The sequence below is a fragment of the Acinetobacter bouvetii genome (assembly GCF_902753875.1).
Lineage (GTDB): Bacteria > Pseudomonadota > Gammaproteobacteria > Pseudomonadales > Moraxellaceae > Acinetobacter > Acinetobacter bouvetii_A.
In genome coordinates this window covers 164518-182074 of the sequence record NZ_CADDTS010000048.1, presented here as the reverse complement: position 1 = coordinate 182074, position 17557 = coordinate 164518, and the positions used below count along the sequence as shown (strand labels likewise).

Here is a 17557-nt window from a genome sequence, read left to right as displayed (position 1 = left end):
TTCAATTTAACTCAATATAACCTAACAGTTTGATTTTAAAATTTTTTCTACCAATCCAGATTCCAGTTTTTACTCTTCCGATTATTAAATATAAAACTGGGTCATTAAGATTGGTAATGCCATTTAGAACAGTATCTATATCCCTTAAATCGGTTGGAGAGGGTGTTGGTACATCTTCAGGATGTGTATGCCATAGGCCTTGAAAATTATAGAATTTTTTAGATTCGTTCCAAGCTTGTATTAAAGCATATTGGTGGGACTTTGACCTAAAGAAAGACATACGTGTTTGACAGTCTCCTTCCATAGGAGAGGTAAAGCTTTCAATGATTTTAGCTTTAGTTTCTATGTCTGTTCTTCCAATTAGAATGCCACCCGATTCTGGAGAATCTGATTCTAATTGTATAAATTGCTTTAAACTCTTTAAAACATTTGCTTGAATAATAAAGACTTGGCCTGTAGGTGTGTCACATTTAATCCTCCCTTGAGTTATGTATTGCAACATGGGCATACTTCTTTATAAATTTCTTTTAAATTCAATATATTAATTCCATTTGAATTATTTACTGAATTATAAAAAGGGGTAGTAATTATTCCATTTTTATTTGCATTCTGATTGTCGCCAGAAATAGAAACAAATCCTAATTGTTGATTCAGGACATATTCAGAAATATAGCTTGCTAGCTTCATGCAATTTAAAGAAGAGAAGGGGGTAAATGCACCAGCACACCCTGTAATATTTTTAGCAATTAGCTGTCCAGATTGTACATATTTATACATAGGGGTAAGACTTTTATTTGATTTTTCATCAAAATATAAGCAGTTTAAACATCCTACATGTTTATTATTGAAAGAAATAAAATGTCCACCTAAATCATAAGGTTCTAACCAGCCTATTATTACTTGAATGTTTGCACTTATTTCATAAATAGTTTTTACGAGAGAAATCTCAGTAGGAGTATGGCCAATTGCTATGATGATAGTATCAATATCTTCAGTAATTTTTGATTTTATCCAGCTTTCACCATGGCTTACGAATGGAAAAATAGTTAATCCGGGCCTTTCTATTAAAAACTTATTAGCTAAAGAAGTAGATTTATAGGTATTAACATACTGCAAACCTAAAGAATGACGATAAATATTATCTGTTTTTAAAAGCTCTGGATCTATGAAAGAAAATTTATTTACGCCTGTTTGAGCTAATATCTCTGCAATCTTTGAGCCTAAAGCCCCACATCCGATAATCGCTATATGTCTTGTTTTTTTCTCTTGCCCCGTTCTATTTAATAAATAATCTATCCACGCTCTTTGTGTTAAAGAGACTTTAAAGCCTTTGAAGGATACTTTTTCTTTGAAAGAATACCAAATGGCATAATAAAAAATCACATAAGCAAATCCATGTTCATTTGGAATTCCCACTAGGGCATAATGATTGCCTTGTTTTAACAAAGATCGTTTGTTCTCATTAGAGAGGGTATTAACAATTTTTAGAAAATAGTCCTCATTAAAATAATCTCCTATATCTGGTATGGGGAAAACAGAAGCATCTTCTAATAATATCTTATGAATTTTTACTTTTGTGAGCTGGTTGTGGTTTATGTAAGAACTATCGCCATCATCAATATGCTCTAATATTTGATGATTCCCTTTTGATGATTTTCTTAACCAACCATATAAATTAAATGTAGAAGTAGGGTCGCAATGTAATATTACATCCTCATTTATATTTTGAGTGCTGCCTAAATATCCTTCTAGTTCGTTATACAAGCTTACTCGGTTGTTTAATTGAAAATTAATAAAAGATTGCTTGAGTATATCTATAGCCCTTTCAAAGAATTCAGTAATAAGTTCTTTATGTCTATAGCCTTCAAAGTTTTCACCTTGATGATCCGTAGTACAAATTTCCCCACTTTGACTCACATGATCTAAGGCAGACATTGGTCGTGTCAATATTCTAAAAATGGGAGGTATCGTCCAATTAGCTCTATTTTGAAAAATTAGACCAAGGCAAACCTGTTGTGTATTAATGAGAAAATCAAATTTTAGATTAACCCAATCCTTAGTAATAGAAGTGACATGGATATTTTGAGCTCCATGTTCACTTAATAGCTTTTCAATATTGTCTAACTTTGGGTTATCAAAAAACATTGAGTTTTCCTAAGCAGATTTTCCTTCTTGAGTGTAATAAGTTTGTACTACTGGTTCGGACACTTCTTGTATTTCAGGGATAGGGAATTGTCTTCCAAAAGTTTTATTTAAAATTTTGCAAGCTTCTACTGTATCAGTTTCCTCATTTACAGCTTCTAAAGATGATTTTAAATCTTCAAGTTTTGATTTTAAGTGCTCCATTTGTTTTCGGGTCAATTTTTCGAGTAAGTCTACACCTTGATGTGCAGGTAAATTAATTACGAGTCTGAAGTAATACTCGTTATTTTCTGGATCAATGCTAAAGGTAGTGAATTGATCTAATACATTATTTACTATAGAAAGTAATACCTTATTATCATTCTCATAATCTTCAGCTGTTATATGCTCATATACAGCTGTAGTGATAGCAATACTCTTAAAAAAATCTAGACCTTTCTCATTTCGCCATTGTTTCAAGTAGCGAGTACATCGTCTAAACTGATGACGTAAATCTGAATCATCTTCAAATTTTCCCAAAATTGTATCGGTAAGTTCAGTAGGATTTGAAATATCCCAAGTCTTAAGGTCTTCAGAGGAGAATTCCTTACCTCGAGCTAGATACATATTGCCTTTGTCGTCTTCAGCGTAGATGGGCAGATCTACATGATAATCGGGACTACCATTTTTGAGATAAGTGACAGTTACGCAAGGTCGTTTGATCGTTACAGTTCTATTTGAATGAGTTAAAGCATCTCTAACAATTTTTTTAATTTCTACTGAGCCATATTCCTCTTTGTCACAATCTAATAAAACTCCTACATCAATATCATAATCTCCATTCTTAGGCTTAATCCCTGTGCCCAAGGCATAACTACCTTGATTAAAGTATTCAACAAATTGAGGACCATTTGGATCCTTTTTGAGTTCATCTTTTAAGGTGCTAATCAAAAGGTCACGTTTTTCACGTAATGTACTTTCTTCGTCATAACGACCTAATCGAATATTTGTGTGGAACTTAGCATAGTGTTTTTGTGGATTCGCCATATTGTTGTATTCCTGTAGTGCTTTTGTTGTTATGGGGATCTCCTATATTAAATACAAGTTAAGACATTAAAAAAAATAGAATTTTTAAAGGGAAAATTTAATCAAAAAATATTTAAACAAACGATGAGATGTATCAATCTCCAATTTTTAGCATTCCTTCCCAACTAAAATAGTTTTGAGTCAAATTCTTTCTGGACATCGCCCATACACGACCATGCATCTTGCAAGGTCCAATTACGGCATCGCCACCACAGAGTAAAAAGAATGTTCAAAATAAACAGTCTAAAAATTCTGAATAGCCTTTTAGAACAGAGAGTTAAGGCACACAATTTAAAATAGTCAGTGAGCCTATCAAAATCCTCATGTATGAAACCTAAGAAGTTCCACATTTTTCTGGGTATACAAGCCTAAATTTTATGGAAAGAATTCATATGCTGCTCCTTTAGCTAAAAGAGTATTCAGCTTACGATTCGTGGTTATTTTCAACAGTGCCTTCTGGTAAGGGTCGGCACCTGCACATCAAAAAAATCTCCCCCCAGAGTACGGCTGTTTCTATCGGGGGTAGAATATTCATTCTGTTACTTTAGACTATACCCTAAAGTTACAATCTGAAAGTTCATGAAATTATGTATCATTTAAATGATTTTTAATCATAAGTAACATGTAACTTTAGTGTTAAAGAATTATAATTTACGAAATTGTTCATTTTTATCCAATTGGGGCGTGAAAAAGTGAAAGGCCAAAAAGTAGGGTATGTCCGGGTAAGTTCTGTCGAGCAAAACACTGGACGTCAACTTGAAGGAATTGAGGTCGACCGGATTTTTGTTGACCGTGCTTCAGGTAAAAATACTGACCGACCTAAATTTCAGGAAATGTTGAACTATGTCCGGGAAGGGGACAGGGTGATTGTACATTCAATGGATCGTTTTGCGCGAAGCCTAAAAGATTTGGTCACTGAAGTAGATAAACTGGTCAAACGAGGGATCGCCATCCAGTTTGTAAAAGAAAATATTACTTTTACAGCCGAATCCACCCCGATGGATAATTTGATGCTTCAAATGATGGGTGCTTTTGCACAGTTCGAACGTGAGATCATTTTAGAGCGGCAAAAGGAAGGAATAAAACTCGCCTCTGCTCAGGGGAAGTACAAAGGTCGGGTGCATAAACTAAAGCCTGACCAAGCTGAAGCTTTACGACAAGCATGGAAGGAGGGGAAGTATCCATCGAAAATGGCATTAGGGAAAGCTTTTGGGATTAGTCGTCAGGCGGTATACCGATATTTACAAGTTAGTGAATAGCTTATTGGGATTAGCAACTAAATTTAGTTTAACTTATAAAAATCATGAAACACTATTCGAATTTTAAGCGTGGAACATGAATAATCAATAAAAAGCCGCTCTGGTGGGCTTTGTTGCACAAACCTATCTGTAAAGGGTTTTTCAGCGATATAATTTTCAAATGAAGAAGCCTACACACAAAATCTACCGCACAACCAATTGGTCCGCATATAACCGAGCACTCATGAGTCGCGGAAATATTGCCATTTGGTTTGATCCTGCTACGCAATGGTATGCTCCATCAAAAGGCAAACAAGGGCGAAATCAAACCTACTCCGACGCAGCTATCCAATGCTGCTTAATGATTAAATCCTTATTCCGTCTATCTTTAGGTATGGTCACTGGCTTTGTGCAAAGTCTGATTAAACTTTGCGGATTAAATTGGACCGCACCAGATTACAGTACGCTTTGTAGAAGACAAAAGCATATTGATATTGCAATCAGCTACCAAAAAAGTAGCGATGGGCTGCATCTACTCGTAGACTCTACAGGCATGAAGTTTCTAGGTGAGGGCGAATGGAAACGCAAGAAACATGGAGCTGAATATCGTCGCCAATGGCGTAAACTACATATTGGTATAGATGCCAAAACCCTACAAATACGCGCTATTCAGCTCACAACCAATAATGTCAGTGATTCACAGGTGCTTGGTGATTTACTTAATCAGATTCCACAAGATGAGCAGATTGACTCTGTTTATACCGATGGAGCTTATGACACCAAGCCATGCCGTCAGGTCATTGCAGATCGGCAAGCACATGCGGTGATTCCACCTAGAAAAAATGCGAAACCATGGAAAGATACAAAGAGTAGCTCGCTAGAGCGAAATGAATTACTTCGAACAGTTAAACGTTTAGGCAGGACATTATGGAAAAAATGGTCAGGCTATCATCGCCGCAGTTTGGTGGAAACCAAGATGCATTGCATCAAATTATTAGGCGATAAATTAATGGCAAGAAGCTTTCCTAGTCAGGTGAATGAAATTCATGCACGTGTAGCAGTCCTCAACAGATTTACGGAATTAGGTCGACCACTTACCCAAGTTACGCCTTAAATTTGGCTCAATTAGGGGCGCTTTGCATTTCAAATCTTTGTGCAACAAAGCCCTTTAGAACCAGAATCTAAATAGTACTTATTTTGCTTATATCATATCTAATAGATCTCTTTCATAAATCAAAAAACGAGCACCTTTTTGATTGATATTTGTACTCTAATTTTCTTAGCATTCGTGCATAATCTACGGATGAAATACATCGATTCAAGAAGCTTTCTGAAACACAGTTTAAGCGATATACAGGCATCTCATGGTCAACCTTTTATTTAATGGTTGAGCAATTGCAGAAGCATGTTCCAGCTAAAGGCAGACCACCCAAATTAAGTCTGGAGGATCAGGTTCTGCTCTGTCTGAGCTATTGGCGGGAATACCGAACCTTATTTCACATTGCTACGAGTTACGGGGTTTCAGAGCCTACAGCCTCAAGAATTGTACGTCATGTTGAAGATTGTCTGCTTCAGTCCAAGCTGTTTAATTTACCGAAGAATTTGCCCGAAGGCGAAAGCATAGACTGGAATGTGGTGATCCTGGATGCCACAGAAATTCCAATTCAAAGGCCTAAAAAAACAGAAGAAAAGCTATAGTGGCAAGAAAAAGACGCATACCTTTAAAGTACAGGCCATCATCCATTATAAAACTCAGCAAATTCTGAGTTTATGCACTGATCGCGGTACGGTGCATGACTTCGAGCTATTCAAACGCAATTTAAAGCAGATTCCATCTGGAGCTTTTATCCTTGCAGATAAAGGCTACCAGGGAATTTATGCTGTGTATCCTAATAGCCTGTTGCCGTTAAAAGCCAAAAGACGCTGTAAATTGGATCCTGAACTCAAAATCTATAATCAGGAAATCAACAAAAGAAGAATCGGGATCGAGCATGTATTTGGTCGCCTGAAGACCTTTAAAATTCTTGCTGGACGTTACCGAAATAGAGGTAAAAGACTGGGTTTGAGATTCAGTTTAATTACTGGAATCTATAACTTGGAGTTGAGTGAAAAATGATTTATGAAAGAGGTCTACTAATGACGTATAAAGTTTTATATAATTTTCCTGTTTATGTGATTTAAAATTAGGTACGTACACCGCCTCAACTTTTTAATAAAGTATAAAAGATGTTTGTGTAGGCAATACACTTACTTTTGATAGGCCAAAAGAAAGCAAAAGCCTTTGTTACCCATACATAACATCCCTATTATGATGGATAACGTGTGGCATCCCTGCCACACTCGTGTATCCAAACGTTGCTTAAATTAAACTATGTAATAGTGGCGACATAAAGGTGCTCTTATCGCTATATATTAAAAACTTAGTGGAACACTGTTTCTAAAGCTTTTAAACCCACTTTGGGATCAAGTAGACCGTTGTAAATTTCAGGGATTTCACGTTCCACCCCAAAAAATTCATAAATGGCAAGCATCGCCCCACGAACTGAATATTCCACAGTAAAGACCACGTCATCTTCAATTTCCACAAACTGTCCAAGGAAAGCAAAGTTTTGTGAGCCTTGTGGAATTACCTGTGGACGATCCCCCGGTTTACGGCAGGCGAATAGGGCAGAGGCGTATGGCATCATGGCTGTGGTAACATCCGTCGTTGCCAAAACATGATCTAAAATGTCGTCAAAACCGAGCTGTTTAATCAGTTCTGTTAGGATTTCTTGCCCCGTGGCTTCGGACATTGGTTTTTTGATGTAATCGCCTATATGGTCAATTTGGAAACCGTAGCCCCATAAGGTATATAAACCTTCAGGTAAGTCGGCAAAGTGTGGCTGTGCAGGAACCACTATGGATAAATGCCAACCCGACTCATACCAAGTCATGAGTGCGCCTGTGCCTGGTTCATTGCCTGTATAGTCAATAATACGTTTAAGTAGCACGTCATCTTTCATGGTCAGAGTGAAAGACTCCCACTTATGTTCATCGACATTGCCATAAAAAGTCATTGGACGGCCAAAGTCTGGGGCTTTTTGTGCCAGCGTTTCCCAAAGCGTCCAGCCATGATCTTCTCGATGACGAATAAGGGCAGGCACGTCATGATTACCGCCATAACGTGAGTCTGCTGTAATAGAGCCTAAAGTGAAAATAGCTAAATCATTGGCTTTCAGATTAATTTGCTCTGAGCCTTCAGGCAGTTGTACATATAGGCGCGAGGCATGGCGTTCTTGAGTTTCAGCATTGGTAATGAAGTCTGCATCTGTGACATAGTGTCCAAAACGCACATCGACGCCTTGTGCGACTAACCAACGCTGTAGGGGCAGAATCATCGAGTCATATTGGTTGTACTTGGTACGTTTCACACCCGCTAAGGTATGAATGCGTGGCAATTCTTGAATAAAACGCAAGAAATAGCGTCTTAACTCTGCTGCACTGTGCCATTTTTGAAAAGCGAAAGTCGTGCGCCACATGCGCCAGAAATTGGTTTCAAAAAAGGTTTCATCAAAAAACTCATCAATGCGGCGACTGCCAATTTTTTCTTCTTTTGAAGCTAATAGGCGCAGCATCTGTGCACGATGTAGCGTATTCAGACCAAGCTTTGCTGCATCCGCAATGACATGTTCGGCATCAATCAACCGTGCATTGGCGTGGGTTTTCACTTTTTCATTAAACTCACGACATTCTTCACGCACCGAAATGTCTGGATTTTCCAAAGATGGAATACTGGAAAATAAGTCCCATAGGCACAAATAAGTTTCATCGGTCAGCATTCGCCCACCACGTGTTACCCAAGCTTGCGCGGCATGCGGTGTATGTCCACCATCCATCGAACCACCTGAAATATCGAGTTCTTCTAATATATGGATATTTTTGGCAGGGACTTTGGCATCACGGATTGCAAATGCAGCAGCAGCCATACCTGCTATACCACCACCAATAATCCAAAGATGGGACTGTTGTGCGTCTAATGGGGTGCGCTTCTTCTTTTGCATGGTTCACCTTTAATAATGATGTTAAAAACTATGAAGTATAAAATGTGATTTAGAAAAACCTTAAAAATAGTATGACTTTTTATATATGAAAAATGTATGAAATGGGAAGCAATTTACTCATTATATTTTGTAATCAAAAAAATGTAAGTAATGGTTATTTTTAATACACATTTGTATTTTTTTTAAAATAAAATATGATTTAAGTAATTGATTTTATTATTTTATAGAGTAATCACTCTATTTTGATCATATTTGTTTGTGTCTGAAGAATGTGTTTGAAACTAGGCTTTCTATTGATCATTAAAAGATATAATTGAATAATAGATCTCTTTCATAAATCAAAAAACGAGCACCTTTTTGATTGATATTTGTACTCTAATTTTCTTAGCATTCGTGCATAATCTGCGGATGAACCGTACCGGGTTTGTCGGAGACCAAACTTTCTGAGAGAATGTCCCGATGAAAAAAGTAAAATATACCCCTGAAATCAGAGATAGAGCGGTTCAATTATTGATTGAATCCGAAAAAGATTATCCATCGAATTGGGCTGCGATCACGGCTATTGCGCCTAAGATTGGTTGTACGCCTGAAACTCTACGTATTTGGTATCAAAAATGTTTAGATAAACAAAACCCAATTAAAGTACAGCAACTTTCAGATCAAGAACGTATTAAACAACTCGAACGTGAAAATAAAGAACTGCAACGTGCTAACGAAATTCTACGTAAAGCAGCCGCTTTTTTCGCCCAGGCGGAGCTCGACCGCCCACACAAATAATGGTGGATTTTATCCATAACAATAAAGCGTTATATGGTGTTGAGGCGATTTGTAGAATTTTACCTATCGCACCTTCAACCTATTACCGGACTCTAGATCTCTGTGAAAATCTAGAACATCGAGCGAAACGAGATCTACATGATGAGCATCATGCTGAGCAAATCAAACGAATTTGGAAAGAAAGTTCAGGTCGATATGGTGTGCGTAAGGTCTGGCAACAATTGAAGCGTGAAGGTTATGTTATTCCACGTTGTACAGTGGTTCGCTTGATGCAGAAGTTAGGTATACAAGGTGTTTGGCGTGGTAAGAATAAACAAACCACCCGTAGCCGAGATGATCAAAAAAGAGCAGATGATTTAGTGAAACGTAATTTTACTGCTGATCATCCTGACCCTTGCGAAGCAATGCTTCTCAGGTCGCTGACTTCACGTATATTCAAACAAATTCAGGCTGGGTCTATACCGCATTTGTTATTGATGTGTTTTCACGTTCGATTGTTGGCTGGAAAGTATCAACACGTATGAATACAGATATGGTGCTTGATGCGCTGGAGCAAGCATTGCATGACCGAGGTATGCCAAAGAATGTGATTCATCATTCCGATAGAGGTGTTCAATATCTTTCTATTCGCTATACCAATCGTTTAGAAGCAGCAAATTTACGAGCATCAGTCGGTACGACCGGTGATTCATACGATAATGCTTTGGCTGAAACAGTGAATGGGTTATACAAAACAGAGGTGATTGAATATTTAAAAGCAGATTGGCAAGGTTTAGCGGATGTACAACTTGCGACATTAAATTGGGTAGATTGGTTCAATAAAAAGCGTGTACATAGTGCACTCGGTTATGTATCGCCTTTTGAGTTTGAAGCAATGTACTATGATAAGATTAACCCGTTAGGTCAGGTGGCCTAACTTAAATAAAAAGTCTCCGACAAACCCGGTACGGTTCACCTCTCAAATAATTAGAATATCAACTGTATGATATTTAATAAAAGCCAACATGGCTTAGACCATTTCCAAATATATAAAGTAAAGCCAACAAAACTTTAAATGTATATAAAAAATGGTTAAATAATTGCAAGGGGGGCTTTAAAACGTTTTAATCGTAAAGCATTTCCTAGTACAAATATTGACGAGAGAGCCATTGCACCAGCAGCAAATACAGGAGAAAGTAGCAGTCCAAATTGCGGATAAAGTACACCTGCTGCAATAGGAATCAGAGCTGCATTGTAAACAAATGCCCAAAATAAATTTTCACGAATATTGGTTATAGTCGCTTTGCTTAAAGCGATAGCATTCGGCACTCCTTTCAGGTTGCCAGACATCAAAACCACATCAGCAGCTTCAATAGCTACGTCTGTACCTGTACCTATCGCTAAACCAATATCTGCTTCTGCAAGTGCAGGGGCATCATTAATGCCATCTCCAACATATGCGAGTTTACCATATTGATTTTTTAATTTTTTAACGGCCTCTATTTTACCTTCAGGTAAGACTTCTGCAATAACCTCATCAATACCTAGTTTTTTTGCAATCGCTTGAGCTGTATGACGGTTATCACCTGTAATCATGGCAACCTTTAAACCTAACTGATGTAACGCTTCAATTGCAGCAAATGTTGATTCTTTAATTGGATCTGCTACAGCAATAATGGCAGCAAGTTTCTGGTCAATCGCAACATAGAGAGGGGTTTTTCCTTCTTCTCCCAAACGATCCGAAAATTGAGAAAAAACATTAGGATTCAAACTTAGTTTTTCCATATATCGATCTGCACCAATATGAACCAAATGCTCAGAAACCTTCGCTTCTATTCCGTAGCCAGTCACTGATTTAAAATCAGCAATAGGAGACAGGATTAATTCCTTATCTATAGCTGCTTGTACAATTGCTCGAGCAATAGGGTGCTCAGACTTTGATTCAACGGCTGCCATCAGTGAAAGTACGGCATTGTATTCAAAACCTTCTAAGACATGCAGATCGGTTAAAACTGGTTTCCCTTCAGTCAGAGTCCCTGTTTTATCAACTGCAACCACTTTAGTTTCTTTGAGCAGCTGTAAAGCTTCACCTTTACGAAATAAAACCCCCATTTCAGCACCCCGCCCAGTTCCCACCATGATTGATGTAGGCGTTGCAAGTCCCATCGCACAAGGACATGCAATAATGAGTACAGCAACCGCGTTCACTAAACTAAAAGTTAGGGCTGGTTCAGGGCCGAAGATAAACCACGTAAGAAAAGTTAAAAGAGAGAGACCCATTACTACAGGTACAAACCACATGGTAATTTTATCAACCAATGCCTGAATAGGCAGCTTGGAACCCTGTGCCTGTTCAACCATTCGGATGATTTGAGAAAGCACTGATGAACTACCAACAGAGGTGGCTTTGATATTTAAGCTACCACTTTGGTTAATTGTTCCTCCTACCACAGTAGAGCCTATCGTTTTTTCAACGGGCGTAGGCTCGCCAGTAATCATGGATTCATCAATAAAACTTTGGCCGTGAATAACTTCACCATCGACAGGGATACGCTCACCTGGTCTAATCTCTACAATCGTTCCTGTTTGAACTTCGGCAATCGGAACTTCTATCACCTGATTATTGAGCTGTATTCTGGCAACTTTAGGCTGCATTCCAACTAGATGTTGAATTGCTAAAGACGTTCGGCCTTTTGCCTTGGCTTCAAAAAATCTACCTAATAGAATTAAAGTGATAATAACCGCTGCAGCTTCATAATAAACATTGACCGTGCCTTGTGGCAGGACACTTGGAAAGAAAGTAGCAACCACTGAATAAAGATAAGCAGCCAATGTTCCTACAGCCACCAAGGAATTCATGTCTGGTGCTAAGCGGAATAAACTTGGGATGCCCTTTTTGAAGAAGCGTCGGCCTGGAAAAATTAATGCTACTGTGGTCAAGAAAAATTGCATTAACCAGCTATTTTGTTGGCCAATGTTATCCATCATAAACGTATGAAAGGCGGGAATCAGGTGTGATCCCATTTCTAAAATAAAAACGGGTAGAGTCAATAAGACTGACAAAATTAAATCTTTTTTAAGTTTTTCTAATTCAATATTCTTTTTATCTTGAAAGCTTTCCGTAGTTTGATGAACTGACTTTGCTTCAAACCCTGCTTTGGTGACAGCCTGAATTAACGAGTCACGAGTGACAGATGAGCTTGCCTGAATAGTCGCTTTTTCAGTAGCCAGATTTACATGTGCTGATTCCACACCCTCAACAGATTTTAAGGCTTTTTCTACTCGACCTACACAAGAAGCACATGACATACCCTCAATCGTAAGCTCTATTGGTTGCAGCGCTTCCACTTCGTAGCCTGCTTTTTCTACGGCTTTAATTAAAGTAGCGCGATCAAGTGGTTGATGCGCATAAATGACTGCTTTTTCGGTAGCCAGATTTACATGAGCCGATTCAACACCCTCAACAGATTTTAAAGCTTTTTCCACACGGCCTACACAAGAAGCACATGTCATCCCCTCAATCTCTAATGTTTCACTGTAGTGTGGCGTATCAGTCATTTCGGTACTCATATACGATCTCTATCATTTAGATATGCTGAGTTCTATATGCGAAGATCAGCTCGAACCAAGATTAGGGGGAATTCAGGGATTACTTTTATTTCAAGCAAGTACAGGTTTTATCTGTACGATGAGGAAAATAAGAGAGAGTAAAAGTGGTAAGGAATTCCCACTGTTACTCTAACAGAGATTAAGCAGGATCAGCTGTAAATCCACGCTCACTGAGAGTGGCAATGACTTGATCCTGACTCACCGTTGTGTTGATTTCAACAATACGGTTTTGTAAATCAATATCGAGTGAGGCATTCGAGTCGAGCTCTTTAATTGCGGTAGTAATGCCGCGTGCACAACCACCACAAGTCATATTAGCGATGTGAAATTTCATATGTTGCTCCTTTTTAACAAAATATTTGTTTAAAACATTAGAACAGTAACTCTAAACTTTCACCATACAACCAGCCTTTTTCTGAATCAGTTACTCGCTGTAACTTGGTCTGTTTACAACCTTACAGTTTTCTTCAGAGTATTCCAAAGAAGAGTGTTCTAATGACTACAGTAAAAGTACTTAACCAACATTAATGTGACTTTAAAATGACATTTTTGTCATCTACGATCACTCTGAAATTTATAAGATTAGTTATTTCAATCAATGGTAGTGAACTGAATAGATGAGACCGTTATGGGTTGAAGATAAGCTAAAAACCGGTGACTACCTTTATGTATAATGCCTCATGATGCGATTTTACTGTTCTGATTGTCGTAAGTTGACAGTCCAGTAGAAACTTTATTGCTCAGCTACAAAAGATAAATGCAGTAATGTTAAATTTCCTCAATTCCCTTATTTTGAAATTCTCTTATTCAATACCCACGACAGTGGTTATATAGCCTGTTGTTAATAGAATTGATAGACCTAATAACATCTCAAATAAAATGGCATGACTAAGGTGTTTAGCGAATTTAGGATGTTGAAGACGCGGGGTGAAATACCATTTGTTGAAGGCAGCTAAAAGTAGAATACTTATAACAAAAAACATTTTAACCATGAAACCATAGCCATATGCAGTATTGATTAAGGTATTAAAATCTTTAATTAAAAGAAGAGCTACACTAGCGCCACAGGCGATTAATATCCCAACAATGAAAGCAGCAATACGTCCAAATACATGCATGCGATCTTTTAAAGGTAAACCACTTATTTCCCGGCTGGTTTTCCATAACGGATATAAAGACCCCATCCATAACGACATAACTAGAATATGGATTGATAATAAAATTTGAGCAAGTAAGGTTAAATTAGCGACATGTCCGAGCTGGGAAAAACTAAAAATAATCGGGATAAGTAAAATACAAAATATTGAACTTTCAATTATAGAAAAATGACCTTTGTTCCTGTTAAGTTTAACCACCATGAGAAGAAGTAAAAGAGCAAAACTAATAGAACGAAGAACGTATATATACCCCGTCGGAGTATTAACCAATATATTAATATACGTGGGGTCCACCATACCTGTAATACCAGTATTGGCAAAACTACCAATCAGAATAAAAAATCCCAAGGTACTGGAAATTAGGCCTAATCCAGCGCCAATTGTAATATATTTAAGAATCGATTCTTTTAGTTCAAGATATTGTCTAAGTAAAAAATAGCAAAAGGCTCCACCAACGACAAAAGCTACACTTAAATATAAAATAACCTTAGTTAACCAAGTGGCCCACATCCAATATTCAGAAATCATTATTTTTGTCCATTCTAGAACAACATGCCAGCACCTCACTGACATGTTGAAAGGTAATCAATTCTTATTTAGTTGATTTGATAGTGAAACTATATTCACCATTCATGTTGTGACCATCTTTCCCCATTGTTGTCCAGACAACGGTATATTTACCTTTTTTCAGTTTCGGAAGAGCGACATCAAAGGATTTCTTTAAGTCATGAGTAACTTTATATTTTAAAGGAACATCTCTTCGCTGAGCATCCAGTAACTTAATATTCATCAACATAACCTCTGCACCAAAGTTAAGGGTCAAGTTCTTTGGTTGACTAAGGATAGATGCATTTTCCGCAGGAATCGCACTCACTAAACTCACATGAGCGAACGTAGTTGTAGTAGCCACAATCATCGTTGCAGCTACTACAACATTACGTAGAGCAGTCATTTTATTTTGAAATAATTTCATTTACGTTTCCTCTTGATTCGTTAGTTCATTAGAGATGACTTTATAAAATCTATATTTAATGAGACCACATCATCTCCTCTTATATTTCAATTATTAGTGAGAGACAGAAACAGAGCGATGACTTCAAAATTACATTTTTGTCATTTTTAAAATTTAAAATCTTTAACTATTAAAATAATCTTATTGAAAAATAATGATCATTTAACAAACAAATTATGTAGGTGGTTGATTTATGAAATGTAGTAATCATTTTGTCTAAGAAAATAGTAGCTATTTAATTTTTTATATTTTAGTTTAAATATAAACATGTTATGTTTAATTTGATCTAATATAAATTTGTGGGCTAAGCACATGACTCAAACACGTCCAAGAATGACCAAATTATTTGAACAGCTTGGTTTAGCTTCTACTGAAGAAGCAATTGCAAAATTCATAGAGAGCCATCAGCTAGCTGGAGATGTTTTTTTAACACAAGCAATTTTTTGGACTGATGCTCAACGTCATTTTTTAGAAGAAAAACTACACTCTGATGGTGAATGGACGACAGTGATTGATCAATTAAATGAGTCTTTACATGAAAATTCAGTAAAATAATTTTCCGTTAGTATTAAGGATCTACATTCTTCCCTGCATTGAATACAACTCATTCATACAGTAGTACTGTTTTGGAGATGGAATCTCTATTATATAAGTAGTAGATTCCTTACTCTGAAATTTGGATTATAAACCCTAATATTAAAAATAATCTTCTTTACCTTCTATCTAATAAATATACCAATAAGTTTAATAATTAAATTATCCACCCTTTTTTCTATAAAAAACTATTTTGATCAACTGTATTTTTTCTTTAAAGGAATAACAGTGTAAATTACATTAAGAATGTGTCTCTAACTAGCCTTGGAGTCATCTAATCATTTCATTTTTATTTTTTTAAGCACATAAAATCATAACAACTTTAATAGTTTTAAAAGATTAATATTAAATAAAATTTTTGTCATCTCAGCATAGACTATATATTTCGAGAAGATCTCAAAATTACATTTTTGTCATTTTTAAAAATAATTAATTAATAGTGCTAAAATTTTTAAGAGAGACAGAGAATAACCAAAAATTTCATCAGTTTAGTAGTCAAATTCCTAGTCTCTGTTCAGTACTAAAACATAGCTTTTACTTCCAAATTATTTAAAGGAAAAAATTATGATGAAATTCAAAAACATTTTTTTGGGCTTATGTATCGCAGCCGCGTCATTGAATACATTTGCACAGCAATCCGATGAACACAAAGATCACCACCCTGAAAAAACAGCACCATCTGCAGTAACAATTAAGCAAACAGTTACCAGCACCACTGCTACAGATAAAATGGCTGCAATGGATCAACACATGAAGGCGATGCAAGCCATGCATGAGAAGATGATGGTTGCAAAAACCCCACAAGAACGTCAGAAACTTATGGCTGAGCACATGAAACTCATGCAAGGAGGTATGAGTATGATGAAACAGATGGGCAGCCAAAGCATGAATGCAAATATGGCTGACCGTCAGCAGATGATGGAAAAACGTATGGACATGATGCAATCCATGATGCAGATGATGATGGACTGTATGCCTCCGTCAGCAACTAAATAGTTACCCATGAATTAGGGGAAAGCACCATGAATCACCAACACCAAGAAAATAATTCAGTACCTAACTTCTGGTCTACACGTTATGCCATTGGTCTAATCGTGCTGGGTGGTATCGCAGCTTATTTTCTATTAACGGAACATTTAGCCCACGTTATCGGTGCTTTGCCTTATTTATTCCTTTTAGCGTGTCCACTGATGCATATTTTTATGCATGGTGGTCATGGGCATAACCACTCGCAGCAAAAAAAATCCGATATATCTGATAACAAAAAATAGCTCTTATCAGGAGATCCATCATGAATCATGCGGAATCGGCTTATGGTTTATGGACGCTGGTTATCATTAACTCAACAGTTTTTATCATGTTCGCTTTCAGTTTTTTTAGACCTTCCACTGCGCGCGATTGGCGTACATTTGGGGCCTTTTCGGCTTTTATCATTGCTCTATTTGTCGAAATGTATGGTTTTCCTTTAACCATTTACCTGTTATCTGGTTGGCTTCAAACTCGCTTCCCTCAACTTGACTTACTTTCTCATAATGCAGGTCACTTGTGGTCAACGCTATTAGGTGAAAAAGGTGATCCACATTTTGGCATTTTGCATATCGCCAGTTACGTTTTCTTGGGCTATGGATTTTACCTGTTATCAACGTCATGGCACGTGCTGTACAACGCGCAACGTCAGCATTCTTTAGCGATCACAGGCCCTTATGCACGTATACGTCACCCACAATACGTGGCTTTTGTGATGATCTTGCTGGGTTTTTTATTGCAATGGCCAACTTTACTGACACTGATTATGTTTCCAATCCTACTCTTAATGTACAGCCGCTTGGCAATTAAGGAAGAGGCTGAAATGAGTAAACAGTTTGGCGCTGTCTATGACAGCTATGCTCAACAGACTCCGAGATTTATTCCAAAATTCGGCCATAAAACCACTTTACCATAAGA

16 protein-coding genes, 1 pseudogene and 1 other annotated feature are annotated in these 17557 nt (G+C 37.1%); of the genes and pseudogenes, 9 read left to right on the top strand and 8 right to left on the bottom strand.

The genetic code is table 11. The features are described 5' to 3' along the window. Position 1 precedes the first annotated feature (1 nt). From FB6_RS14465 to FB6_RS14455, 3 genes are read right to left on the bottom strand one after another with little or no spacing between them, the layout of a single operon-like run. Positions 2-502, bottom strand: coding sequence for a Mov34/MPN/PAD-1 family protein (locus FB6_RS14465; protein WP_005006362.1), 501 nt, complete (start codon positions 500-502; stop codon positions 2-4). Then, positions 487-2145: a ThiF family adenylyltransferase gene (locus tag FB6_RS14460; protein ID WP_005006360.1), complete on the bottom strand. Its 1659-nt coding sequence runs from the start codon at positions 2143-2145 to the stop codon at positions 487-489. Before FB6_RS14460 ends, FB6_RS14465 begins: the two co-directional genes overlap by 16 nt. A gap of 9 nt (positions 2146-2154) precedes the next feature. After that, on the bottom strand, positions 2155-3168 hold the full coding sequence (locus FB6_RS14455; protein ID WP_005006358.1) for a nucleotidyltransferase domain-containing protein: 1014 nt from the start codon (positions 3166-3168) through the stop codon (positions 2155-2157). Between the two features lie 731 nt (positions 3169-3899). Between FB6_RS14455 and FB6_RS14450 the strand changes: the two genes are divergently transcribed. The 4 genes from FB6_RS14450 (at position 3900) to FB6_RS14435 (ending at position 6561) form a co-directional block, all read left to right on the top strand. Continuing rightward, positions 3900-4466, top strand: coding sequence for a recombinase family protein (locus FB6_RS14450; RefSeq protein ID WP_000678311.1), 567 nt, complete (start codon positions 3900-3902; stop codon positions 4464-4466). A gap of 160 nt (positions 4467-4626) precedes the next feature. Continuing rightward, the gene (locus FB6_RS14445; RefSeq protein ID WP_174560624.1) at positions 4627-5559 is read left to right on the top strand and encodes an IS5-like element IS17 family transposase; all 933 of its coding nucleotides are present in this window, start codon (positions 4627-4629) and stop codon (positions 5557-5559) included. A 269-nt stretch (positions 5560-5828) separates the two neighbouring features. After that, the gene (locus FB6_RS14440) at positions 5829-6143 is read left to right on the top strand and encodes a transposase family protein (RefSeq protein WP_111861292.1); all 315 of its coding nucleotides are present in this window, start codon (positions 5829-5831) and stop codon (positions 6141-6143) included. Further along, positions 6091-6561 (top strand): transposase family protein, encoded by a 471-nt coding sequence (locus tag FB6_RS14435; protein WP_214645948.1) that lies wholly within the window; start codon positions 6091-6093, stop codon positions 6559-6561. Before FB6_RS14440 ends, FB6_RS14435 begins: the two co-directional genes overlap by 53 nt. Positions 6562-6865: 304 nt before the next feature. On the opposite strand, the gene FB6_RS14430 is transcribed toward FB6_RS14435, so the two are convergent. Next, positions 6866-8485: an oleate hydratase gene (locus tag FB6_RS14430; protein WP_159139003.1), complete on the bottom strand. Its 1620-nt coding sequence runs from the start codon at positions 8483-8485 to the stop codon at positions 6866-6868. 459 nt (positions 8486-8944) lie between these two features. Here FB6_RS14430 and FB6_RS14425 point away from each other — a divergent pair. Continuing rightward, a pseudogene (locus tag FB6_RS14425) lies at positions 8945-10178 on the top strand (IS3 family transposase). Next, positions 9220-9336, top strand: a sequence feature (AL1L pseudoknot). It overlaps the preceding pseudogene by 117 nt. A 155-nt stretch (positions 10179-10333) precedes the next feature. Here the strand turns inward: FB6_RS14425 and FB6_RS14420 are convergent. From FB6_RS14420 to FB6_RS14405, 4 genes are all read right to left on the bottom strand, one after another. Then, positions 10334-12811 (bottom strand): heavy metal translocating P-type ATPase, encoded by a 2478-nt coding sequence (locus FB6_RS14420; protein ID WP_174560623.1) that lies wholly within the window; start codon positions 12809-12811, stop codon positions 10334-10336. Between the two features lie 178 nt (positions 12812-12989). Beyond that, entirely contained in the window at positions 12990-13184 is a 195-nt protein-coding gene (locus tag FB6_RS14415) for a heavy-metal-associated domain-containing protein (protein ID WP_004281879.1), read from the bottom strand. Between the two features lie 469 nt (positions 13185-13653). Further along, complete coding sequence (locus FB6_RS14410; RefSeq protein WP_004733231.1) at positions 13654-14535, bottom strand: copper resistance D family protein; 882 nt, start codon at positions 14533-14535, stop codon at positions 13654-13656. A 64-nt stretch (positions 14536-14599) separates the two neighbouring features. Continuing rightward, complete coding sequence (locus tag FB6_RS14405; protein WP_004681441.1) at positions 14600-14980, bottom strand: copper resistance CopC family protein; 381 nt, start codon at positions 14978-14980, stop codon at positions 14600-14602. A 351-nt stretch (positions 14981-15331) separates the two neighbouring features. Between FB6_RS14405 and FB6_RS14400 the strand changes: the two genes are divergently transcribed. From FB6_RS14400 to FB6_RS14385, 4 genes are all read left to right on the top strand, one after another. Continuing rightward, positions 15332-15574 (top strand): DUF2789 family protein, encoded by a 243-nt coding sequence (locus tag FB6_RS14400; protein ID WP_004281876.1) that lies wholly within the window; start codon positions 15332-15334, stop codon positions 15572-15574. A gap of 603 nt (positions 15575-16177) precedes the next feature. Next, the gene (locus FB6_RS14395; RefSeq protein WP_174560622.1) at positions 16178-16609 is read left to right on the top strand and encodes a hypothetical protein; all 432 of its coding nucleotides are present in this window, start codon (positions 16178-16180) and stop codon (positions 16607-16609) included. A 26-nt stretch (positions 16610-16635) separates the two neighbouring features. Continuing rightward, positions 16636-16884 carry a DUF2933 domain-containing protein gene (locus FB6_RS14390; RefSeq protein ID WP_004695740.1) on the top strand — a complete coding sequence of 83 codons (249 nt, stop codon included), beginning with the start codon at positions 16636-16638 and terminating at the stop codon, positions 16882-16884. Positions 16885-16904: 20 nt separating this feature from the next. Further along, entirely contained in the window at positions 16905-17555 is a 651-nt protein-coding gene (locus tag FB6_RS14385; protein ID WP_131271498.1) for a methyltransferase family protein, read from the top strand. Positions 17556-17557: the final 2 nt, after the last annotated feature.